General features: G+C 71.4%; 21 protein-coding genes. 10 read left to right on the top strand and 11 right to left on the bottom strand.

Annotated features, from left to right (window positions below; genetic code table 11):
• Positions 1–11: 11 nt before the first annotated feature.
• The 5 genes from PSEJ31_RS0100220 to dnaA all read right to left on the bottom strand — a co-directional run bounded on the left by PSEJ31_RS0100220 (position 12) and on the right by dnaA (position 7,267).
• Positions 12–833 (bottom strand): type II CAAX endopeptidase family protein, encoded by an 822-nt coding sequence (locus tag PSEJ31_RS0100220; protein WP_028914290.1) that lies wholly within the window; start codon positions 831–833, stop codon positions 12–14.
• Complete coding sequence (gene gyrB, locus PSEJ31_RS0100215) at positions 826–3,264, bottom strand: DNA topoisomerase (ATP-hydrolyzing) subunit B (RefSeq protein ID WP_028914289.1); 2,439 nt, start codon at positions 3,262–3,264, stop codon at positions 826–828. Before gyrB ends, PSEJ31_RS0100220 begins: the two co-directional genes overlap by 8 nt.
• A 75-nt stretch (positions 3,265–3,339) precedes the next feature.
• Complete coding sequence (recF, locus tag PSEJ31_RS0100210) at positions 3,340–4,470, bottom strand: DNA replication/repair protein RecF (RefSeq protein WP_028914288.1); 1,131 nt, start codon at positions 4,468–4,470, stop codon at positions 3,340–3,342.
• Positions 4,471–4,552: 82 nt separating this feature from the next.
• The gene (gene dnaN / locus PSEJ31_RS0100205; RefSeq protein WP_019397385.1) at positions 4,553–5,653 is read right to left on the bottom strand and encodes a DNA polymerase III subunit beta; all 1,101 of its coding nucleotides are present in this window, start codon (positions 5,651–5,653) and stop codon (positions 4,553–4,555) included.
• A 276-nt stretch (positions 5,654–5,929) separates the two neighbouring features.
• Complete coding sequence (gene dnaA, locus PSEJ31_RS0100200; RefSeq protein ID WP_019397384.1) at positions 5,930–7,267, bottom strand: chromosomal replication initiator protein DnaA; 1,338 nt, start codon at positions 7,265–7,267, stop codon at positions 5,930–5,932.
• A gap of 242 nt (positions 7,268–7,509) precedes the next feature.
• Between dnaA and rpmH the strand changes: the two genes are divergently transcribed.
• The 5 genes from rpmH to PSEJ31_RS0100175 all read left to right on the top strand — a co-directional run bounded on the left by rpmH (position 7,510) and on the right by PSEJ31_RS0100175 (position 12,402).
• Positions 7,510–7,650 (top strand): 50S ribosomal protein L34, encoded by a 141-nt coding sequence (rpmH, locus tag PSEJ31_RS0100195; RefSeq protein WP_019397383.1) that lies wholly within the window; start codon positions 7,510–7,512, stop codon positions 7,648–7,650.
• Between the two features lie 53 nt (positions 7,651–7,703).
• Positions 7,704–8,141 carry a ribonuclease P protein component gene (gene rnpA / locus PSEJ31_RS0100190; RefSeq protein WP_050992112.1) on the top strand — a complete coding sequence of 146 codons (438 nt, stop codon included), beginning with the start codon at positions 7,704–7,706 and terminating at the stop codon, positions 8,139–8,141.
• 14 nt (positions 8,142–8,155) lie between these two features.
• Positions 8,156–9,844 carry a membrane protein insertase YidC gene (gene yidC / locus PSEJ31_RS0100185; RefSeq protein WP_028914287.1) on the top strand — a complete coding sequence of 563 codons (1,689 nt, stop codon included), beginning with the start codon at positions 8,156–8,158 and terminating at the stop codon, positions 9,842–9,844.
• A 91-nt stretch (positions 9,845–9,935) separates the two neighbouring features.
• Positions 9,936–11,270, top strand: coding sequence for a tRNA uridine-5-carboxymethylaminomethyl(34) synthesis GTPase MnmE (gene mnmE / locus PSEJ31_RS0100180; protein ID WP_028914286.1), 1,335 nt, complete (start codon positions 9,936–9,938; stop codon positions 11,268–11,270).
• 124 nt (positions 11,271–11,394) lie between these two features.
• Entirely contained in the window at positions 11,395–12,402 is a 1,008-nt protein-coding gene (locus PSEJ31_RS0100175; protein WP_028914285.1) for an energy transducer TonB, read from the top strand.
• Between the two features lie 76 nt (positions 12,403–12,478).
• Here PSEJ31_RS0100175 and PSEJ31_RS0100170 read toward each other — a convergent pair whose 3' ends face one another.
• The 6 genes from PSEJ31_RS0100170 to PSEJ31_RS0100145 form a co-directional block, all read right to left on the bottom strand.
• Positions 12,479–13,660 carry an ABC transporter permease gene (locus PSEJ31_RS0100170; RefSeq protein WP_028914284.1) on the bottom strand — a complete coding sequence of 394 codons (1,182 nt, stop codon included), beginning with the start codon at positions 13,658–13,660 and terminating at the stop codon, positions 12,479–12,481.
• On the bottom strand, positions 13,657–14,403 hold the full coding sequence (locus tag PSEJ31_RS0100165) for an ATP-binding cassette domain-containing protein (RefSeq protein WP_028914283.1): 747 nt from the start codon (positions 14,401–14,403) through the stop codon (positions 13,657–13,659). The genes PSEJ31_RS0100170 and PSEJ31_RS0100165 overlap by 4 nt, the downstream gene beginning before the upstream one ends.
• 31 nt (positions 14,404–14,434) lie before the next feature.
• Positions 14,435–15,952 carry an alpha/beta hydrolase gene (locus tag PSEJ31_RS0100160; RefSeq protein WP_019397376.1) on the bottom strand — a complete coding sequence of 506 codons (1,518 nt, stop codon included), beginning with the start codon at positions 15,950–15,952 and terminating at the stop codon, positions 14,435–14,437.
• 41 nt (positions 15,953–15,993) lie between these two features.
• Positions 15,994–16,191 (bottom strand): helix-turn-helix transcriptional regulator, encoded by a 198-nt coding sequence (locus tag PSEJ31_RS0100155; protein WP_028914282.1) that lies wholly within the window; start codon positions 16,189–16,191, stop codon positions 15,994–15,996.
• 13 nt (positions 16,192–16,204) lie between these two features.
• Positions 16,205–16,792 (bottom strand): hypothetical protein, encoded by a 588-nt coding sequence (locus PSEJ31_RS0100150; protein WP_028914281.1) that lies wholly within the window; start codon positions 16,790–16,792, stop codon positions 16,205–16,207.
• A 259-nt stretch (positions 16,793–17,051) separates the two neighbouring features.
• Positions 17,052–17,813 (bottom strand): ferredoxin--NADP reductase, encoded by a 762-nt coding sequence (locus PSEJ31_RS0100145; protein ID WP_083852373.1) that lies wholly within the window; start codon positions 17,811–17,813, stop codon positions 17,052–17,054.
• 98 nt (positions 17,814–17,911) lie between these two features.
• Between PSEJ31_RS0100145 and PSEJ31_RS0100140 the strand changes: the two genes are divergently transcribed.
• The 5 genes from PSEJ31_RS0100140 to PSEJ31_RS0100120 all read left to right on the top strand — a co-directional run bounded on the left by PSEJ31_RS0100140 (position 17,912) and on the right by PSEJ31_RS0100120 (position 21,855).
• Positions 17,912–18,862: an ABC transporter ATP-binding protein gene (locus PSEJ31_RS0100140; RefSeq protein WP_019397371.1), complete on the top strand. Its 951-nt coding sequence runs from the start codon at positions 17,912–17,914 to the stop codon at positions 18,860–18,862.
• Positions 18,859–19,659 carry an ABC transporter permease gene (locus PSEJ31_RS0100135; RefSeq protein ID WP_028914280.1) on the top strand — a complete coding sequence of 267 codons (801 nt, stop codon included), beginning with the start codon at positions 18,859–18,861 and terminating at the stop codon, positions 19,657–19,659. Before PSEJ31_RS0100140 ends, PSEJ31_RS0100135 begins: the two co-directional genes overlap by 4 nt.
• 4 nt (positions 19,660–19,663) lie before the next feature.
• On the top strand, positions 19,664–20,611 hold the full coding sequence (panE, locus tag PSEJ31_RS0100130) for a 2-dehydropantoate 2-reductase (protein ID WP_028914279.1): 948 nt from the start codon (positions 19,664–19,666) through the stop codon (positions 20,609–20,611).
• Positions 20,612–20,668: 57 nt separating this feature from the next.
• Entirely contained in the window at positions 20,669–21,226 is a 558-nt protein-coding gene (locus tag PSEJ31_RS0100125) for an ECF-type sigma factor (RefSeq protein ID WP_037034161.1), read from the top strand.
• Between the two features lie 98 nt (positions 21,227–21,324).
• Positions 21,325–21,855, top strand: a complete 531-nt coding sequence (locus PSEJ31_RS0100120) for a hypothetical protein (RefSeq protein ID WP_147208564.1) — start codon at positions 21,325–21,327, stop codon at positions 21,853–21,855.

Raw genomic sequence — 21,855 nt, 5'->3', positions numbered from 1 at the left:
AAGCACGCGGCTCAGGCAAGCCCGTGTACCAGCAGCGCCAAGCCGTTGTTGGCCGCATGCGCGGCGATCGGCGCCCACAGCGTGCCGCTGCGCCAGTACAGCCAGGCGAACACCGCGCCCATGCCGCTGTACACCGCCAGCAGCATGGCCACCGCCAGCGGCGGGTTGGCGCTCACCCCGGGGACCTCGTGCATCAGCGCGAACGCCAGGCTGCTGAGCACCACGCCCAGCCACGGCCGGCCGGCGTCCAGGAAGCGCCCGAACAGCACCCGGCGGAACAGCAGCTCCTCGTAGGCCGGGGCCAGGACCACGGCGAACAGCACCAGGAACACCGGCCAGCGCCGCGCGGCCTCGTCCACCAGGGCCAGGTTCGAGGGGACCGGTTCGGCACCGGTCAGCGAGATCAGCCAGCTGGCCAGCGAGCTGCCGGCGAACACCAGCACTCCGGCGCCCAGCGCACGGGCCCAGGTGCGCGGACTGCGCGCCGCCTGCCACGACCACTGGCGTTGGTGCGCGGTGGCCGGCCGGCGCCAGAAGTACAGCACCAGCGCCGCCGCGGACATGCCCAGGATCGCCGCCAGCATCTGCACCAGCGCGCCGGGTTCGCCCACCGCGCGCGCCAGGCTGGCGGCGTCGGCGCTGCCGCCAAGCGCGGGCATGGCGGAGAAGGCGCGCCAGGCGCCCCAGGCCATCATCACCGCGAAGGTCACGGCCAGCAGCACGCCCACCGCCACCACCAGGTCCAGGGCGAACGCGCCCAGCACCCGCGGCAGCCGCGCGGTCGGGACCGCGCCGGCGGCATGCGCCGGCGGCGCCGGGGCCGGTTCAGACATCGAGGTTGGCGACCTTCAGCGCGTTGTTCTCGATGAACTCGCGGCGCGGCTCGACCACGTCGCCCATCAGCGTGCTGAAGATCTGGTCGGCGGCGACCGCGTCCTCGATGCGCACGCGCAGCAGGCGGCGGGTGTCCGGGTTGACCGTGGTCTCCCACAGCTGCTCGGGGTTCATTTCGCCCAGGCCCTTGAAGCGCTGGATCTGGCGGCCCTTCTTGGCCTCCTCCATCAGCCAGGCCTGGGCCTCGGCGAAGCTGGCCACCGGCTGGCTGCGGTTGCCGCGGATCACCTGCGCGCCCTCGCGCACCAGGCCGTGCAGCAGCACCGCCGCATCGTGCAGCGGGCGCAGCTCGCCGCTCTCGAAGATCGACAGCGGCAGCACCTGCTGCACTTCCTCGCCCATGTGGCGGCGGGTCAGGCGCAGCGCGGCCGGGCGGTCCTCGGCCGCCGGCAGCAGCTCCAGGCCGAAGCGCGGGGTGCCGAGCTTGCCGCGGTTGAGGCGCGCTTCCAGCGCCTTGAGTTCGGCCGCGCCTTCCGGGTTGCGCGCCAGGTGCTCGGTGTCCAGCGGCGCGAAGTCGACCAGCGCCTCCAGCAGCAGCGGGTCGAAGCGGTGCGCGCTGCGCTGGATGGTGTCGCGCGCGGCCGAATAGGCCAGCAGCAGCTTCTCCAGCGCCTCGCCGGTGATCGGCGGCTCGCCCTCGGCCGGGACCAGTGCGGCGCCGTCGACCGCACTGCTGGCCAGGTAGGCGTCCAGCGCCGCGTCGTCCTTCAGGTACAGCTCCTGCTTGCCCTGCTTGACCTTGTACAGCGGCGGCAGGCCGATGTAGACGTGGCCGCGCTCCAGCAGCTCCGGCATCTGCCGGTAGAAGAACGTCAGCAGCAGGGTGCGGATGTGGGAGCCGTCCACGTCCGCGTCGGTCATGATGATGATGCGGTGGTAGCGCAGCTTGTCGGGGTTGTACTCGTCCTTGCCGATGCCGGTGCCCAGCGCGGTGATCAGGGTGCCGACCTCGGCGCTGGAGAGCATCCGGTCGAAGCGCGCGCGCTCCACGTTGAGGATCTTGCCGCGCAGCGGCAGCACGGCCTGGTTCTTGCGGTTGCGGCCCTGCTTGGCCGAGCCGCCTGCCGAGTCACCCTCCACGATGAACAGTTCAGATAGCGCGGGATCCTTCTCCTGGCAGTCGGCCAGCTTGCCGGGCAGGCCGGCGATGTCCAGCGCGCCCTTGCGGCGGGTCAGTTCGCGCGCCTTGCGCGCAGCCTCGCGGGCGCGGGCGGCGTCCACCACCTTCTCGACGATGACGCGGGCTTCCTGCGGGTGCTCCTGCAGGAATTCCTCCAGGCGCGCGCCGAACACGGCTTCCACCGCCGGCTTGACCTCCGAGCTGACCAGCTTCTCCTTGGTCTGGCTGGAGAAGCTGGGGTCGGGCACCTTCACCGACAGCACCGCGATCATGCCTTCGCGCATGTCGTCGCCGGAGAAGCTGACCTTGGCCTGCTTGGCCAGGCCGTTCTGCTCGATGTAGTTGGTCAGGGTGCGGGTCAGCGCGGCGCGGAAGCCGGCCAGGTGGGTGCCGCCGTCCTTCTGCGGGATGTTGTTGGTGAAGCAGAACATCGTTTCCTGGTAGGCGTCGGTCCACTGCAGGGCGACTTCCACCACGATGCCGTTCTGCTCGCCGCTGACCGAGATCACGTTCGGGTGCAGCGGGTTCTTCAGCTGGGCCAGGTGCTCGACGAAGCTGCGGATGCCGCCTTCGTACTGGAACACGTCCTGGCGGCCCTCGCCGCGCTCGTCGACCAGGGTGATCTTCACGCCGGAGTTCAGGAACGAGAGCTCACGCAGGCGGCGCGCCAGCACCTCGTAGTGGAACTCGACGTCGGTGAAGATCTCCTGGGCCGGCTTGAAGCGCAGGCAGGTGCCACGCTTGTCCGAAGGCTCCAGCTGCTTGAGCGGGTACAGCGGCTCGCCCAGGGCGTATTCCTGCTGCCAGTGGAAACCGTCGCGCCAGATGTCCAGCCACAGGTGTTCGGACAGGGCATTGACCACCGACACGCCCACGCCGTGCAGGCCGCCGGAAACCTTGTAGCTGTTGTCGTCGAACTTGCCGCCGGCATGCAGCACGGTGAGGATCACCTCCGCCGCCGAGCGCCCCTCATCCTTGTGGATGTCGACCGGGATGCCGCGGCCATTGTCGGAGACGGCCACCGAGCCGTCCTCCAGGATCCGCACCACGATGTCGTTGGCGTAGCCGGCCAGGGCCTCGTCGATCGAGTTGTCGACCACCTCGAACACCATGTGGTGCAGGCCGGTGCCGTCATGGACGTCGCCGATGTACATGCCCGGGCGCTTGCGCACGGCCTCCAGGCCCCGCAGCACGGTGATCTTGCTGGAGTCGTAAGTACCTGGGGTGGAGCTGGGAGTCTGTTCGCTCATGCCTTCGCCGCAATCGGAAGCCAGGCCGCACGCCTTGCGGGCGACCGGGTGGCTGTGGGGTGACGGTCGATTATATCAGGCCGGGCCACCCGGCCCGGGACCGCCCTGCCCGGCCCGGATCTGGCCCTGTTCCACGTGGAACACGTGGATGGGCAGCGCGGTATGCCCGGCCAGCACGGCTGGCAGTTCGGTGGCCGTCACCAGCACCTGCACGCCGGGTTGGGCCTCGAAGAAGGCCAGCACCCGGTGCTGGTGGTCGCGGTCCAGTTCCGAAGGCAGGTCGTCCAGGGCCATGACCGGCCAGTGCCTGCGCCGGGCCGCGAAATCCGCCGCCTGGGCCAGCAGCATGGCCAGCGCCGCCAGCTTGGTCTGCCCGCGCGACAGCGCTTCCCTGCCCGGCAGTCCGGCCAGCCGCAGGCGCCAGTCGGCGCGATGCGGGCCGACGCCGGTGTAGCCGAGGGCACGGTCGCGGTCGCGCCCCAATAACAGCGCATCGGCCAGCGATAGCTCGTGCCGGCGCCAGCCGGGCTGGAACTCCAGGCCCTGCAGGGGCAGCGAGGCCGAAAGCCGGGCAGCGACATCCAGCAGCCGGGGTTCCAGCGCGGCCAGGTAACCCTCGCGGAATCCGGTCAGGAGCTCCCCTGCCTCGGCCAGCTCGTGGTCCCAGGCATCCAGCTGGGCATTGCTGCCACCGGACTTGAGCAGCGCATTGCGCTGGCGCAGGGCGCGGGCGTAGCGCCGCCACGGCAGGAGGAAGTCGTGTTCCACGTGGAACAGACCCCAGTCCATGAAACGCCGGCGGTTGTCGGCGGCGCCGGAAATCAGGGCGTGGCTACCGGGATCGAAGGTCACCACGGCCAGTGCCGCGCACAGTTCGCCCAGCTGCGGCACGTCGCGGCCATCCAGGCGCCCGGTCCAGGCGTCGCCGGAATGGCGCAGGCCGGCGCGGCGCAGCGCGGGCACGCCGACCGCGTCGGCCTGCTCCCATTCCACGAATACTTCCAGCGCCTCCGCCTCGTGGCGGACCAGGCCATCACGCACCCGGCCACGGAAGCTGCGGCCATAGGCCATCAGGTGCAGGGCTTCCAGCACCGTGGTCTTGCCGGCGCCGTTGGCGCCCAGCACCAGATTCAGGCCGGGGCCCGGCTCCAGCCCGGCCTCGCCAAAGCGGCGGAAATCGCGCAGCTGCAGCCGGGTTACCCGCATGGCACCGGATTTCCCAATGCAAGACGCCCGGCATCGGCCGGGCGTCGTACAGGTTCCACGTGGAACACGGCGGTTTCCACGGTCAGAGGCGCAGCGGCATGACCACGTGGCGGCAACGGTCGCTGCCGGCCTCGCGCACCAGCGCCGAGGAGTTGGCATCGCGCAGGGCCAGCACGATGTGCTCATCGCGCAGCGCGCCCAGCGCATCCAGCAGGTAGTTCACGTTGAAGCCGATCGCCAGGCCGTCGACCTTGGTCTCCGCCTCGACCTCTTCCTGGGCCTCTTCCTGCTCCGGATTGTGCGCGTTGATGCGCAGCAGTCCGGGCGAGATCTCCACGCGCACGCCGCGGTACTTCTCGTTGGACAGGATCGCGGCGCGCTGCAGGGCGGCACGGATGACCTCGCGGTCGACCTTGACCTCCTTCTCCGCGCCAATCGGAATCACCGCCTCGTAATCCGGGAAGCGGCCATCGATCAGCTTGGAGGTGAAGCTGACATCGTCGCGCTTCACCCGGATGTGGCTGCGACCGATTTCCAGTTCCAAGGTGCGGTCGCCGCCTTCCAGCAGGCGCTGCAGCTCGGTCACGCCCTTGCGCGGGACGATGATCTGGCGCTTGGTGCCCACCGGCTGCTCCAGCGGCGCTTCGCACAGGGCCAGGCGGTGGCCGTCGGTGGCCACGCAGCGCAGGATCTGCTCGCGCAGGTCGAACAGCAGGCCATTGAGGTAGTAGCGCACGTCCTGCTGGGCCATGGCGAAGGCGGTGCGCTCGATCAGTTCCTTGAGCGCCGCTTCCGGAACACTGATGCGTTCGGTGGCTTCGACCTCGTCGACCGAGGGGAAGTCGTTGGCCGGGAGCGTGGCCAGCGAGAAGCGGCTGCGTCCTGCCTGCACCGTGACCTTCTCGCCCGAGAGGCTGATGGTCACCCGGCTGCCGTCCGGCAGGGCACGCACGATCTCGAACAGCTTCCGCGCCGGGATCGTGATCTCGCCGTCCACCGCGTCTTCCACCGCGGCACGGGCAATCATCTCGACCTCCAGGTCGGTACCGGTCAGCGAGAGCTGCCCGTCCTGCACCTGGACCAGGAAGTTGGCGAGAACCGGCAGGGTCTGCCGCCGTTCGACCACGTTGACGACCTGGGCCAAAGGCTTGAGCAGGGCTTCGCGCTGGAGAGTGAAACGCATGGGATTCCGTGCCTCTACGCTTTTAAAGAGATGTGGAATAAATCTGAAAGCGGTGGTGCTGGAGGGCGCCGAAGCCTGTGGAAAACTATAGCAACCCGTTGTTTTTGAAAACTTTTCTTGGGGGACAAACCTTGCGGGAAAGTCTCCGGGCGATCCGGGACAAGCTGTGGATGGTTTTGGGGGTTGGATTCTGTCCCCGGGTTATCCCCAGCCTGCCCCCGTTTTCCGCCCAATTTACCCCAGCTCGGTCCACCGCAGCCGCCGGCCGCGGACGGATCACTCGCTGAGCTTGCGGATCAGCTTGTCCCAGTCCTCGCGCAGCTTGCCGTCGGTCTCCATCAGGGTGCGGATCTGGCGGCAGGCGTGCAGCACGGTGGTGTGGTCGCGGCCGGCGAAGGCGTCGCCGATCTCCGGCAGCGAGTGCTCGGTCAGTTCCTTGGTCAGGGCCATGGCCACCTGCCGCGGGCGCGCCAGCGAACGGGTGCGGCGCTTGGACAGCAGGTCCTTGACCTGCAGCCCGTAGTAGTCGGCCACGGTCTTCTGGATGTTGGGGATGCCGATCGCCTGCTGCTGGGCGCGCAGCAGGTCGCGCAGGGTCTCCTGGGCGAACTCCACGGTGATCGCGCGGCCGGTGAAGTTGGCGCGCGCGGCCAGGGTGTTGAGCGCCCCTTCCAGGTCGCGCACGTTGGAGCGCATCTTCTTGGCCAGCAGGAACGCGACCTCGTCCGGCACCACGGTGCCGCGCTCGCGCGCCTTGGCCAGCACGATCGCCGCGCGGGTCTCGAAGTCCGGCGGGTCGATCGCCACCGACAGGCCCCAGGCCAGGCGCGACTTCAGCCGCGGCTCCAGGCCGTCCACCTCGCGCGGGTAGCGGTCGCAGGTCATGATGATCTGCTGCCGGCTGTCGAACAGCGCGTTGAAGGTGTGGAAGAACTCTTCCTGGGTGCGGTCCTTGCCGGCGAAGAACTGGATGTCGTCGATCAGCAGCGCGTCGATCTGCTGGAACTGGCGCTTGAACTGGTCGGCGGTCTTCTCCTGCAGCGAGCGGAAGAAGGCGTTGTAGAACTGCTCCGAGCGCAGGTACAGCACGCGCGCGCCCGGGTTGAGGCGGCGCATCTCGTTGCCGGCGGCGAACATCAGGTGGGTCTTGCCCAGGCCGGTGCCGCCGTACAGCAGCAGCGGGTTGTGCGCGCGGTCGCCCGGCTTCTGCGCCGCCTGCCAGGCCGCGGCGCGGCCGAGCTGGTTGGAGCGGCCCTCGACGAAGTTCTCGAAGGTGTAGTGCGGGTCCAGGTTGCCGTTGAACGGCTCGGCCGGGGCGCTGGCGCGCGCCGGGGCCGGCCCGGCGACCGCGGCGGCAGCCGGCACCGGCTCGGCCGGCTTGGGCCGCGAGCCGATCTCCAGGGAGACGTTCAGGTGCCCGGCGAAGTGCTGGGCCAGCTCGCGGATGCGCGCCAGGTAGCGGTCGCGCACCTGCTCGACGATGAAGGCATTGGGGGCATAGAGGACGACGCTGTCGGGGCGCTCCTCGGCCTGCAGGGGTTTGAGCCAGGTATGGACGTCCTCGGCCGGAAGTTCGGCTTCGAGGCGTTCCAGACAGCGGGGCCAGGCATCCATCGGAAAGGCAAAGCTCGTCGGGCGGTGGCCGCGCCGCCGCAAGCGTCGCCGGGCCACCGCATGGGTCGGGTCGGGACGCGCCAGCCTACCATCCGGGCCCGTCTTTTCCCACTGTTATCAACAGGGCATCCACAGGGCCGCGCGCGGCCCGGCGCAGGAGGCATGCACGCGAACTTGACCGAAGTGCCCGCGCTCCCTACACTTTCCGGTTCTTTCGCCCCATTACCGAATCGAGTGCCGCCATGGCCACCAAGCGCACCTTCCAGCCCAGCAACCTCAAGCGCAAGCGCGACCACGGCTTCCGTGCCCGCATGAAGACCGCCGATGGCCGCAAGGTCCTGGCGCGTCGTCGTGCCAAGGGCCGCAAGCGCCTGAGCGCCTGATTCGCCTCGCGGCCCCGTCTTCCGGACCCCGGGCCGCTGCGATCTTCCGCGAGATGACCACGGACCCGCGCGCGCGATTCCCTCGCAGCGCCCGGGTCCGTTCGCGCGTGGAGTATTCCCGCGTGTTCGAGGGCGGCCGCCGCCTCGGCGACGCCCTGCTCGGCCTGCACTGGTTGCCCGGCGACGGCGAGCCGCGCCTGGGCCTGGCGGTGTCGCGCAAGGTCGATCCGCGCGCGGTCGGCCGCAACCGGATCAAGCGCGTGCTGCGCGACGACTTCCGCCACCTGCGCCTGCATCTGGCGCCTGGCGATTACGTGGTCGTGGCCCGTCCGGGCGCGGCGCGCGCCGGCAACGGGCAGCTCCGGCAGGCGTTCCAGCGCCTGCTGCGCAAGGCCGGCGCATTGCCGGGCCCGGCCCGCGGCGGCACAATGCCGGCGCCTCCTCCTTCCGCTTCTCCCTCCGATTCCTTGCCGGACCTTCCCTCCGGCTGAGCCTGCCTGCCCTGATGAACCAGACCCGCGTATTCCTGATCCTCGCCTGGCTGATGGTGGCCGTCCTGCTGTGGATGGAATGGGGCAAGGAGCAGGCCGCACCGCCGGCCTCCGCGTCCGCCCCCACCACCGCCGTGGCCGAGGAGGCGGTGCCGCAGCCGGTGGCCGCGGTCCCGGCCGACGGTTCGGTCCCGCCCGCCACCGCGCCGGCCCCGGCCGTGGCCGCCACCCCGGCGGCGGCGTCCGCGCAGCGGGTCACCGTGAGCAGCGACGTGCTGCGCCTGGTGCTGGACGGCGGCAGCGTGGTCCAGGCCGACCTGCTGCAGTTCCCGCGCAGCCGCACCGGCGATGGCACCCCGGTGCGCCTGTTCGACGCCGACCCGACGCATTTCTATGCGGCGCAGAGCGGCTGGGTCAGCGCCAGCGGCGGCGCCCCCACCCACCTGTCCGGCTTCGTCCCGGCCGAGGCGCAGCGCGAGTACGCGCTGGCCGAGGGCGCGGACACGGTCGAGGTGCCGTTCCTGTGGCAGGGCGACAACGGCGTGCAGATCCGCCGCACCTACGTGCTGTCGCGCGGCGACTACGCGGTGACCGTGCGCGACGAGGTGGTCAATGCCGGCAGCGCGCCGTGGCAGGGCCAGGTCTACCGCCAGCTGGTGCGCAAGCCGCCGGTGATCGAGCGCGGCTACACCAGCCCCGAGTCCTTCAGCTTCAACGGCGCCGCCTGGTACGACGGCAGCTACGACCGCCGCAAGTTCGACGAGGACTACCTGGAGGACGGCAAGCTCAACCTGCAGGCCAGCAACGGCTGGGTGGCGATGCTGCAGCACCACTTCTTCAGCGCCTGGCTGCCGGCCGGCCAGCAGGCGGCGGGCACGATCTCGCTGGACAAGGTGGGCGACCGCGCGCTGGTGCGCGAGGTGGCCAACCCGCTGGTGGTCGCCCCGGGCAGCTCCGCCACCGCCGAGGCGCGCCTGTACGTCGGTCCGAAGCTTGTGTCGCAGATCCGCGCCCAGGGCGTGCCCGGCCTGGAACGCGCGGTGGACTACAGCCAGTTCACCATCCTCGCCCTGCTCGGCGAAGGCCTGTTCTGGGTGCTGAGCCACCTGTACGACCTGTTCGGCAACTGGGGCTGGGCCATCATCGGCCTGGTGGTGGTGGTCAAGGCGCTGATGTATCCGCTGTCGGCCGCCCAGTACAAGAGCTTCGCCAAGATGCGCAAGTTCCAGCCGCGCATCCAGCAGCTGAAGGAGCGCTATGGCGAGGACCGCCAGAAGTTCCAGATGGCGATGATGGAGCTGTACAAGAAGGAGAAGATCAACCCGATGGGCGGCTGCCTGCCGATCCTGGTGCAGATGCCGGTGTTCCTGGCGCTGTACTGGGTGCTGGTGGAGTCGGTGGAGCTGCGCCACGCGCCGTGGATCCTGTGGATCCAGGACCTGACCGCGCGCGATCCGCTCTTCATCCTGCCGGTGATCAACGTCGCGGTGATGTGGTTCACCCAGAAGCTGCAGCCGGCCGCCGGCATGGATCCAATGCAGCAGAAGATGATGCAGTTCATGCCGCTGGTGTTCGGCGTGATGATGGCCTTCTTCCCCGCCGGCCTGGTCCTGTACTGGGTGACCAACGGCGCGCTGGGCCTGCTGCAGCAGTGGTGGATGATGAAGCGCCACGGCGAGCCGGCGCCCAAGGCCGCCAAGTAAGCTTCCAGGGAACCCGCCGCCAGGCGGGTTTCCTTTGTCCGCCGCCTGCGCCGCGGGAGAATGCGGACGCCCCGTCCCGTTTGCGACCGCCATGACCGCGTCCGACACCATCGCCGCCATCGCCACCGCCCCCGGCGCCGGGGGCGTGGGCATCGTGCGCCTGTCCGGGCCGCGCGCGCTGGCCATCGCCGCCGCCCTGTGCGGGCGCGAGCCGGCGCCGCGCCGCGCCCTGCGCGCGTTCTTCCGCGAGGCCGACGGCGCGGTGATCGACGACGGCATCGTGCTTGCCTTCCCCGGCCCGCACAGCTTCACCGGCGAGGACGTGGCCGAGCTGCAGGCGCATGGCAGCCCGGTGCTGCTGCAGCGCCTGGTCGAGCGTTGCCGCGAGCTGGGCGCGCGCCAGGCGCGGCCGGGCGAGTTCAGCGAGCGCGCCTTCCTCAACGGCAAGCTCGACCTGGTCCAGGCCGAGGCCATCGCCGACCTGATCGCCGCTTCCGACCTGCGCGCCGCGCGCGCCGCGCGCCGTTCGCTGGAAGGCGCGTTCTCGCGCCAGGCCGAGGACATCGCCGCCGAGCTGCTGCGGCTGCGGATCCACGTGGAGGCGGCGATCGACTTCGTCGACGAGCCGATCGAGACCCTGGGCCTGCCCCAGGTGGCCGCCGGCCTGCAGCGGCTGCGCGCCGCGCTGGAGCAGCTGCTGCAGCGGGCCGAGCGCGGCCGCCGCCTGCGCGACGGCCTGCACGCGGTGCTGCTGGGCCGGCCCAACGCCGGCAAGAGCTCGCTGCTCAACGCCCTGGCCGGCGACGCCCGCGCGATCGTGGCCGACGTCGCCGGCACCACCCGCGACGTGCTGCGCGAAGTGGTGCGGATCGACGGCCTGGAACTGGTGCTGGCCGATACCGCCGGCCTGCGCGAGGGCGGCGACGCGATCGAGCGCGAGGGCATGCGCCGCGCCCGCGCCGAGGTCGCGCGCGCCGACCTGGCCCTGCTGGTGCTCGACGCGCGCGACCCGGAGCCGGACCGCGCGCTGCTGGAGGAAGTGGCGCGCGAGGTGCCGCTGAAGCTGTGGATCCACAACAAGGCCGACCTGCTGCCGGCGCCGCCGGCCGGCGACGGGGCGCTGTACGTGTCGGCGCTGACCGGACAGGGCCTGGACGGGTTGCACGCGGCCCTGCGGCGGCTGGCCGCCAGCGGTGCGCCGGAGGCGGCCGAGGGCGAGTTCAGCGCGCGCGCCCGCCACCTGGAGGCGCTGCGCCGTACCCTGCAGGCGGTGGACGCCGCGGCCCTGGAGCTGGAGGCCGGGCAGCTGGAGCTGGCCGCCGAACAGCTGCGCCTGGCCCACGACGCGCTGGGCGGCCTCACCGGCCGCCTCACCGCCGACGAACTGCTGGGCCACATCTTCTCCAGCTTCTGCATCGGCAAGTAGGCGCGCCGGCGCGGCCGACGAACGCTTGTGCGCGGCCGACGCGCGGTTGACAATCGGGGACGTACGGCGCGATACGGGGAGCCGTATTCCGTAGTCAAACGGGTTCCACCACGGGGGAGTACAGATGACCTTGACGATTCCGCCGGGTTCGCGGTTCGTGGCCTGCCTGCTGCTGGCCGCCGCACTCGGTGCATGTTCCAAGCAGGAAGAAACCGCCGCCGGCGCCAGCGCCGGGGCTCCTTCCGCCCAGGCCGGGGCCGAGGCCGCGCCGGCGCCGGCGCCGGCGGTGGCCGCCAAGGTCCAGGGGATGGGCGCGGAGGAATTGCGCGAGCTGGCCACCCGGGCCCTGCGCGAGAACCGCATGTATGCCCCGGCCGGCGACAACGCGATGGAGTACTACCTGGCCCTGCGCGACAAGCTGCCCGACGACGCCACCGTCGCCAGCGCGCTGACCGACCTTATGCCGTACACCGTGATCGCCGCCGAGCAGGCGGTGAACCGCGAGCAGTTCGACGAAGCCCAGCGCCTGGTCGGGCTGATCGAGAAGGCCGATGCCGGCAACCCGGCGCTGCCGCGCATCCGCCAGAGCATCTCCAGCGGCCAGCAGGCCGTGGCCAAGCGCAGCGAGGCCGAAGCGGCCCGCGCCCGCGCCGAGGCCGAGGCGCGCCAGGTCGCCGAGCGCCAGCGCATCGCCCAGCAGCAGGCCGCCGAGGCCGAGGCGGCGCGCCGGCTGGCCGAACAGCAGGAAGCCGCGCGCCTGGCCGCCGAGCGCGAGGCCGCCGCCCGCCGCGAGGCCGAGCAGCGCGAAGCCGCCGCCCGCCAGGCCGCCGCGCAGCAGCAGTCGCGCCCGGCGACCACCCAGCAGGCCCCGGCGCCGCGTCCGCTGCGCCCGATCAGCATGCCGGCTCCGCGCTACCCGCCCGACGCCCTGCGCGCCGGCACCTCCGGCGAGGTGCTGGTGGAGTTCACCGTCGGCACCAGCGGCGAGGTCACCGACGTGCGCGTGGTGCGTTCCAACCCGCCGCGCGTCTTCGACCGCGAGGCGATGAACGCGGTGCGCCGCTGGAAGTACGAGCCGATCGATGCTCCGGTCACCACCCGCCGCACCCTGGCCTTCACCCCGAACGAGTAAGCGCCCGGGACAAGGCCAAAGGAAAGGCCCGGCAAGCGCCGGGCCTTTTCCGTTTCCGCCGGTGGATGGCGGTGCCTCAGGTGGAGATCGCCAGCTTCTCCTGGCGGTAGCGCAGCACCGCCGCGCCCCACAGCAGCAGGGCCAGGCCCAGGCTGCAGCCGAGGTAGATCGCCCACTCCCGAGGACTCACCGCCTCGGCGCGGATGATCCGCAGCAGCATCTGGTTCTGCGCCAGGAACGGCACCGCGAACTGCCAGGCCTCGGTCTTCACCGGGTTGGCCATCAGCACCAGGCTGGGGATCATCGGCAGCAGCATCAGCCAGGTGATGTGGCTCTGCGCCTCCTTCAGGCTCTTGGCCGAGGCCGCCAGCAGGGTCAGCAGCGAGGTGCCGACCAGCAGGATCGGCAGCAGCACGAACAGCATCTTGGCGATCGCCAGCATCGACACGTCCATCTGCCGGGTGATGCCGGTGGCCATCAGCGCGGAGGACTTCAGCGCCAGCAGCGACAGCAGCAGCGTGGCCAGGCCGAGGATGCAGGCGGCCGCGATCTTGCCGCTGACGATCGCCCCGCGCGCGGCCGGGGTGGCCAGCAGCGGTTCCAGCGACTGCCGCTCGCGTTCGCCGGCGGTGGCGTCCAGCACCAGGGCCATGCCGCCGAGGAAGCCGGTGAGGATCATGAAGTACGGCAGGATGAAGGCCAGCACCCGGCCGCGCCTGGCGGCGTCGGTGGCCACGTCGCGGGTGCCCGGGTTGAGCGCCTGCGCCACCGAGGCATCCACGCCGCGCGCCAGCAGGCGCAAGGCGCCGACCTGGGCGCCGTAGGCGCGCAGCGCGCCCTGCACGCGGCTGGCGGGGATGGCCGAGTCGCGCTGGGTGGTATCCACCAGCACCTCCACCAGCGCGGGGCGGCCGGCGCGCCAGTCCGCGGCGAACTCCTCGGGGATGTGCATGCCCACCTCAACCCGCTGCTCGCGGATGGCCTGCTCCAGGTCCTCCGGCGCCGGCACCGCGCGGATGCCCTGGGTGGCGAGGAACGCCACCAGGTTCGGTGCGCGCTCCAGGCCGATGGTGGGCACCTCCAGCTCCTTCTCGCTCTGGGTGCGCAGCTTCTTCTCGGTCAGCGCGCCCATGCCCAGCATGATCGCCGGGAACAGCAGCGGTCCCATCACCAGGGTCAGCACCAGGGTGCGGCGGTCGCGCAGGATGTCGCGCAGTTCCTTGCACATCACGATCCACATGGTGGTCAGCGCGTTCATGCCTGCAGGCCCTCCCCGGAACCGATCACCTTGACGAAAGCATCTTCCAGGCTCGCTTCGCCGGTCTGCGCGCGCAGCTCGTCGGCGGTGCCGGAGGCGACCACCTGGCCCTTGGCGATGATGACGATGCGGTCACACAGCGCCGCCACCTCCTGCATGATGTGGCTGGAGAAGATCACGCAGCGGCCCTCGTCGCGCAGGCGGAACAGGAACTGGCGCATGGCGCGGGTGGTCATCACGTCCAGGCCATTGGTCGGCTCGTCCAGGATCACGTTGCGCGGGTCGTGCACCAGGGCGCGGGCGATCGCGGTCTTGGTGCGCTGGCCCTGGGAGAAGCCCTCGGTCTGGCGGTCGAGGATGTCGTCCATGTCCAGCGCCGCCGACAGCGTGGCGATGCGCTCGGCGGTGCGTGCGGCGGACATGCCGTGCAGGCGCGCGAAGTAGGCGATGTTCTCGCGCGCGGTCAGGCGCTTGTAGATGCCGCGCGCGTCCGGCAGTACGCCCAGGGCGCGGCGCACCGCCATCGGGTCGCGCGCAGGGTCGATCCCGTCGACCTCGATCTGGCCGCGGTCCGGGCGCATCAGCGTGTAGAGCATGCGCAGGGTGGTGGTCTTGCCGGCGCCGTTGGGGCCGAGCAGGCCGGTGATCTGGCCGTCGCGGGCCTCGAAGCCCACGCCGGACACGGCCTGCACCGTGCCGGTGCGGGTCCTGAAGCTCTTGTGGAGGTCTCGGGCGACGATCATCGCTGAACTCCGCGGTGGTGGTCGTGGCGCATCAGGGCTCCCATCCGTTGAAGCTGGTGAAAGGGGGGACGTAACTCATGCTCGCCAGGCAGGACGCATCCAGGGCCTTGGCGTCGGCGCTTTCGATGAACTGCCCGAGCAGGCGCGGCATGCAGCCCAGGCCCAGGGTGCCGTGGCCCTGGCCCTGCAGCACCAGGTGGCGGCCGTTGGGCAGGCCCTGCAGCACGCGCTCGGCGTAGCGCGGCGGGGTGACCGGGTCCATCTCGCCGGACAGCAGCAGCGCCGGGACCCCGGACTGCAGCGGCGCGGTGAAGTCGTCCGGGCGCGTGCCGTGCGGCCAGGCCTCGCAGGCGGCGAAGAACATGCGCGCCACCTGCGGTCCCAGCAGGGTGCCTTCGGCGCTGGCGGCCGCCTCGTGCTGGCGGTCGGCGTCCTCGGCGCAGATCACCGACCACTGCATGCCGACCGCCATCTGCTGGGCGGTGCCGCGCGCCATCAGCTCCGACAGCGACTTCAGCGGCGCGTAGCGCCCGTGCGCGGCCTCGTCCAGCACCAGCGGCAGCAGCGCCGCGGTCTGCGGCATGTACGAGAACATGAAGGCCAGCCCGGTGACGGTGCCGGCGTCGACCCGGCCCTTGAGGCTCTCGCCGCTGGCCGGATCGCGGTACTCGACCTCCACCGGCGCCTGCTCCAGGCGCCCGACCAGCTGCCGCAGCTGCGCCTGCGGATCCTGCGGGAAGCGCTCCGCGCATGCCGGCAGCTCGCGGCAGCGCCCGGCCTGCAGCGCCAGCGCGTCCTCGAAGGTGCGCGCGAATTCGCCGCCGACCACCAGGTCGTTGGGCGCCACGCCGTCGAGCACGATGCTGCGCACGTGCTGCGGATGGCGGCGGGCGTAGTGCTGCGCCACCCGGGTGCCGTAGGACGCGCCGACCAGGTTGACCTGCTCGGCGCCGATGGCACGGCGCACCGCCTCCAGGTCGGCCACCGCCGCGGTGGTGGTGTAGAAGCGCGGGTCGGCGCGGTCGGCGACCTGCGCCGCGCATTCGCGCGCCAGCCCGACCACGGCGGCGAAGGCGGCCTCGGTGTCGCGTGGATCCAGCCCGTCCAGCGAGCCACGCTCGCATTGCAGGAGGTTGGAACCGCCGGTGCCGCGCTGGTCCACCAGCACGACGTGCCGCTGCCGGCGCACCTCGGCAAAGGCCGGATCCAGCAGCGGCCACACCTGCAGCGCAGACTGTCCCGGGCCACCGGCGAGGAAGAACACCGGGTCCGCGGCATCGGCGCCGTCCTCGGTGGGCGGCAGCCAGGCGATGTTGAGCGCGATCCGGCGGCTGCCGGCATCGTCCGGGTCCTCGGGCACCTCGTAGCGGGTGCAACGCGCCTGCACGCTGCGGCCGGCCACGCCGCCGGCCAGGGTGCACGGCTCGAACACCAGTTCGCCGTAGCGGTTGTCGTCCTGCGGCGGGGCCGGGGTGGCGCCGCCGCCGCAGCCGGCGAGCGCGAGCGCGGTGGCGGCGGCGAGCGGGATCAGTGTCTTGCGGGTCTTCATGGGATGGGCCCGTTCAACGAAGGGTGGAAGGGATGCGGCGCTCAGGCCTCGTCGGGGATGAACACGTCCTCGATCCGGCGCCCGAACAGCCGCGCGATGCGGAACGCCAGCGGCAGGCTGGGGTCGTACTTGCCGGTTTCCAGGGCGTTGACCGTCTGCCGGGACACCTCCAGGCGCTCGGCCAGTTCGCCCTGGGACCAGCCCCGTTCCTCGCGCAGCGTACGCAGGTGGTTCTTCATCGCCCGGTACCGGTCACTGGTAGCGGCGCATGACCAGGAACTTGGCCACGCCGTAGGTGGCGCACAGCAACGGGAACACCCAGATCATCACGGCCGCGGCGGGCAGATCGATGACCTTCGCGGCCTGGAGGAAGCCGCCAGACATGTACAGCAGCGCAACCAGCGCCGTGGCGATGCTCACCGCTTCCAGCTCGATGCGCTGCTGCATCTCGTCCGCGTCGCGGATGTAGCGCACCATCGCGCGCAGCACGAAGGCGATGGGCGGCACCGGCAGCAGCGCGACCAGTGCCCGCAGCGGGCCTTCCGGCCCACCGTCCCTGAGCACGGACACGGTGGCCACCACCATGACCATGTACGCAGCCATCGCCAGCAGGATTTCCCGGGTGTAGCGCCGGCGCAGGTCGGTCGGAGCCGCCTCGCACAGGGCCGGCAGGCGCCAGCGGATCAGGCCGCTGGCCAGCGAACCGACGCCGATGCTGACCAGCATCACCGAGGCGATGTCGGCGATGCGCTCCGGCAGCAGCGGCTTGGCCGCCAGGCCGAGCGCGATGGCGACGATCCCGCCGAGCAGCCAACCAACCGCGGGTTTCAGTGCGTCCATGGGGCCCTGCTCCGCAGTGCGCTGGCGAAGGCGGAAACAACGCCCTCCTTCGAAGCGGCCCCGGCGATGCCGGCGCCGACGAAAGCCAGGCCGATGCCGGGGAATCCGATGCCGCAGATGTGCTTCCTGCCGGGCATGTCCACTCCCTGTAAAGCGTGCTTGACAGGTGGACGATAGGGCCGTCCCCCGGGCCTGTCAAGTACCCTTTACAGCAGCGTGCAGGCGCCGGCGGCAGGGCCGCACATGGGCACCCGCGGCATCACTTGTTGCTGACGTACTTCTCCCGGCGGATCTGCGCCGCCCCGAACCCCATGCCCTTCAGCGCCTCGAAGGTCGCGTCCACCATCTCCGGGTTGCCGCACAGGTAGGCGATGTCGCGCGCCGGATCCGGGACGAACTCCGGCAGCTGCTGCTGCACGTAGCCGTGGCGCACGTCCGCATGCGCATGCGGGGAACCCGTCCCGGGCAGCTCGCGCGACAGGCAGGGCACGTAGCGGAACTGCGGGTGCGCGTCGGCGAACGCGCGGAAGTCGTCGGCGTACAGCAGCTCGCCGGGCGTGCGCGCGCCGGCCAGCAGCACCACCTCGATGCCGCGCTCGGCGATCAGCCCGGCCAGCACCGGCAGCATCGAACGGTACGGGGTCACGCCGGTGCCGGTGCCGATCAGCAGGTAGCGCGCGTTGCGGTCGCCGGGCATCAGGCAGAAGCGACCGTAGGGCCCGCTGGCGTTCACCCGCCCGCCGATCTCCAGGGCCTCGAACAGCGCGGTGGCCGCGCCGCCGGGGACGTGGCTGACCGCGATCTCCACCGCCTCGCCCGGGCCCATCGCGTGGTCGTGGATGGTGGCCAGGGAGTAGCTGCGCCGCGCCGGCGTGCCATCGGCGTAATCGAAGTGGATCTGGATGAACTGGCCGGGCACGAAGTCCAGCGGTTGGCCATCGTCGCGCGCCAGCACGTAGTGGCCGATGGTGGGCGCGAGCATGCGGCGCTCGACGAGGCGGAGCGGGAACTGGACGGGCACGGTATTCGTTTCGGGACAGTGTGTGCCGGGCGGCTTCCCGGCTGCGACCTATAATAGCCGCAGCTCCGTGCAAGCGCCTTCCAGGCGCGAAAGGCCTCATGACCCCACACTCTCCCGAGGCAGCGGCTCCGGCGCTGCGCGTACGCGAACTGCGCAAGACCTACGGCAACGGCGTGGAGGCGCTCAAGGGCGTCTCCCTGGACGTGGCGCCGGGCGACTTCTTCGCCCTGCTCGGCCCCAACGGCGCCGGCAAGTCGACCCTGATCGGCATCGTCAGCTCGCTGGTCAACCCGACCAGCGGTAGCGTCGAGGTGTTCGGCACCGACCTGGTCTCGCGCCGCAGCGAGGCCATGCGCCTGGTCGGCCTGGTGCCGCAGGAAATCAACTTCAACCTGTTCGAGCAGCCGTACGACATCCTGGTCAACTACGCCGGGTTCTACGGCATCCCGCGCGAGGAGGCCGGCCCGCTGGCCGAGCAGGAGCTGCGCCGCGCCCACCTGTGGGACAAGGCGCGGGTGATGAGCCGCACCCTGTCCGGCGGCATGAAACGCCGGCTGATGATCGCGCGGGCGATGATGACCCGGCCGCGGCTGCTGATCCTGGACGAGCCCACCGCCGGCGTGGACATCGAGATCCGCCGCGACATGTGGCGCGTGCTGCGCGAGATCAACGCCGCCGGCACCACCATCATCCTCACCACGCACTACCTGGAGGAAGCGGAGAGCCTGTGCCGCAACCTCGCCATCATCGACCGCGGCACCATCGTCGAGCAGGGGCCGATGCGCGCGCTGCTGGCCAAGCTGGACGTGGAAGGCTTCCTGTTCGACATCGACGGCGAGCTGCCGGCCCGGCTGCCGGAGATCGAGGGCACCACCCTCGTGGCGCTGGACGCCCACACCCTGGACCTGGACATGCCCCGCGCCATGGACCTCAACCGCGTGTTCGCCGCGTTCGACGCGGCCGGCATCCGCATCCGCTCGATGCGCACCAAGAGCAACCGCCTGGAGGAGCTGTTCGTGCGGCTCACCGGCCAGAAGGAGGCCGCATGAGCAGCACGCCGCTGGCATCCAGGTCGCCGCGCGCCGCCAACTGGGTGGCGCTGGGCACCATCGTCCGCCGCGAGGTCAACCGCATCCTGCGCATCTGGGGCCAGACCCTGGTGCCGCCGGCGATCACCATGACCCTGTACTTCCTGATCTTCGGCGGCCTGATCGGCTCGCGGATCGGCGACATGGGCGGCTACAGCTACATGGAGTTCATCGTCCCCGGCCTGGTGATGATGAGCGTGATCCAGAACAGCTACGGCAACATCTCCTCCTCGTTCTTCGGCGCCAAGTTCGGCCGCCACGTCGAGGAGCTGCTGGTCAGCCCGATGCCCAACTGGGTGATCCTCGGCGGCTACGTGGCCGGCGCGGTGCTGCGCGGCCTGATGGTCGGCGCGATCGTGCTGCTGATCGCCATGTGCTTCACCAAGGTGCGCATCCCGCATCCGCTGGTCACCCTGAGCACGGTGCTGCTGGGCGCGACCATCTTCTCCCTGGCCGGCTTCGTCAACGCGGTCTACGCGCGCAAGTTCGACGACATCGCCATCGTCCCGACCTTCATCCTCACCCCGCTGACCTACCTGGGTGGCGTGTTCTACTCGGTCACGCTGCTGCCGCCGTGGGCGGAGGCGGCCACCCACGCCAACCCGATCTTCTACATGGTCAACGCCTTCCGCTACGGCCTGCTGGGCACCTCGGACGTGCCGCTGTGGGTGGCCTACGTGCTGATGCTGGCCTTCGTGGCGGTGCTGTCGGCCGTCTCGCTGTGGCTGCTGCGCCGCGGCGTGGGCCTGCGGAGCTGAGGCCATGCGCGTGCTCGTGCTCGGCGCCGGCGGCACCGGCGGCTACTTCGGCGGGCGCCTTGCCCAGTCCGGTGCGGACGTGACCTTCCTGGTGCGCCCGGCGCGCGCGGCGCAGCTGGCCCGCGACGGCCTGCGCATCCGCAGCCCGCTGGGCGATGCCGACCTCAGGGTCGAATGGACCACCGCCGAGGCGCTGCCCGCGCTGGCCGCGCAGCGGCCCTTCGACCTGGTGCTGCTGGCCTGCAAGGCCTACGACCTGGACAGCGCCATCGAGGCGGTGACCCCGGCCGTGGGCCCGGCCACCACCGTGCTGCCGATCCTCAACGGCCTGCGCCATTACCCGGTGCTGGATGCGCGCTTCGGCCGCGAACGCGTGCTGGGCGGGCTGTGCTTCATCAGCGTCAGCAAGGCTGCCGACGGCGCCATCGTCCACCATGCCCGCCCGGCCTCGCTCACTTTCGGCGAGCGCGACGGCGGTGGCAGCGGACGGGTGCGGGGTTTGGCCGCGCTGTGCGAACGGGCCGGCATCGAGCACCACGCGGTGGAGGACATCGCCCGCGCGCAGTGGACCAAGTTCTCGTTCCTGGCCGCGCTGGCGGCCGGCACCTGCCTGATGCGCGGCAGCGTCGGCCGCATCGCCTCCGCCGAGGGCGGCGCCGCGTTCATGCGCGCGCTGTACGCCGAATGCCTGGCGGTGGCCGCCGCCGCCGGCCAGCCCATCCCCGGCCCGGCCCAGGCCGACGCCCTGGCCCAGCTGACCGACGCCCGGTCCACGCTCAAGGCCTCGATGCTGCGCGACCTGGAAGCCGGCGGCCCGGTGGAGGCGGCGCACATCGTCGGTGACATGTGGCAGCGCGCCCGGCAGGCCGGCCACGCCGCCCCGCTGCTGCAGGCGGCCTGGGTGCACCTGCAGGTGTACCTGGCCGGCCGCGCCGGCCAGGCCCCGCGCTGACGCCCGTTCCGGCCCGGCCGCGCTAAGCTTCGGCCGTCTCCCGGGGAAGGGGGTGGCATGGGGCAGGAGTGCGAGGAGATCACCGGGCTGCTGGCGCGCGCCCGCAACGGCGAGCGCCAGCCTCTGGCCGAGGTGTTCCAGGCGTTGTACGCGGAGCTGCACCGCATCGCCGTGGCGCGGGTGGGCGGCAGCGGGGCCACGATCACGCCCACGGTCCTGGTCAACGAGCTGTACCTGCGCCTGGCCAGCGGCGGCCTGCCGGAGCTGGCCGACCGCCGCCACTTCTTCGTCGCCGCCGCCCAGGCCATGCGCTGGATCCTGGTGGACCACGCGCGCCGCGCCGCCGCCGACAAGCGCGGCGGCGGCCTGGCCGGCATCACTCTGGACGAGGGCCTGGTGGACGGGGCCGACGCCGACACCCGCATCCTGGCCCTGCACGAGGGCCTGGAGGCGCTGGAGCAGATCGACCCGCAGCGCCGCCAGGTCGTCGAGCTGCGCTACTTCGCCGGCATGGGCTTCGCCGAGATCGCCGAGCTGCTGGGCTGCTCGGAACGGACCGCCAAGCGCGAGTGGGAGCGCGCCCGCGCCTTCCTCCACACGCTGCTGCAGCCATGACTGGCACGGCCGGGTCCCGGATTGCGTATGCGGTTCGGGAGCGTCGGCCGGGCGATGGCGTCCGCCGGGATCGTTCCCGGTCATCCGGAGAGACGGACATGAAACGGAAAGCGACAAGCTGGATCGTGGCGGTGGGCCTGGCCGTGCCGTTCGCGGCGCTGGCGCAGAAGCCGGCCACGGCGGCGGCGGACGAGGCCGCCGCCGGGCGCGGCCAGGCCGGCAAGACCCGGGTCGGCGTGATCGGCGAGGACCGTCCGCAGGCGCGGGTGGGCGTCATTGGCGAGGATCGTCCGCAGGCGGTCCGGACCGGCACGGCCGGCACCACCCTCACCCCCGGCACCCAGGGCTACACCCCCGAGAAGCTGCCGGGCAAGATCGATCCCAAGGGCCCGGACAAGCTGGGCGCGTCCGGCGCTGCAGCGCGCCTGGGCCAGGTGGCCATGGATCCCAAGGAGAAGGAGCCGCCGCCGAAGGACGAGCCCAAGGACCCCAAGGGCCCGGACAAGCTGGGCACGGCGCTGCAGCGCGAAGCGGCCGTGGGCATCCGGCCGGCCGACCGGGCCCTGCCCGCGCAAAGCCGCGCCGGCCAGCAGGCCACCCGCGCGGCCGGCCAGGCCACCCGGCCCTAG

The organism is Pseudoxanthomonas sp. J31 (genome assembly GCF_000510725.1).
Classification (GTDB): Bacteria; Pseudomonadota; Gammaproteobacteria; order Xanthomonadales; family Xanthomonadaceae; genus Pseudoxanthomonas.
This window is presented reverse-complemented; position numbering and strand designations above follow the sequence as displayed.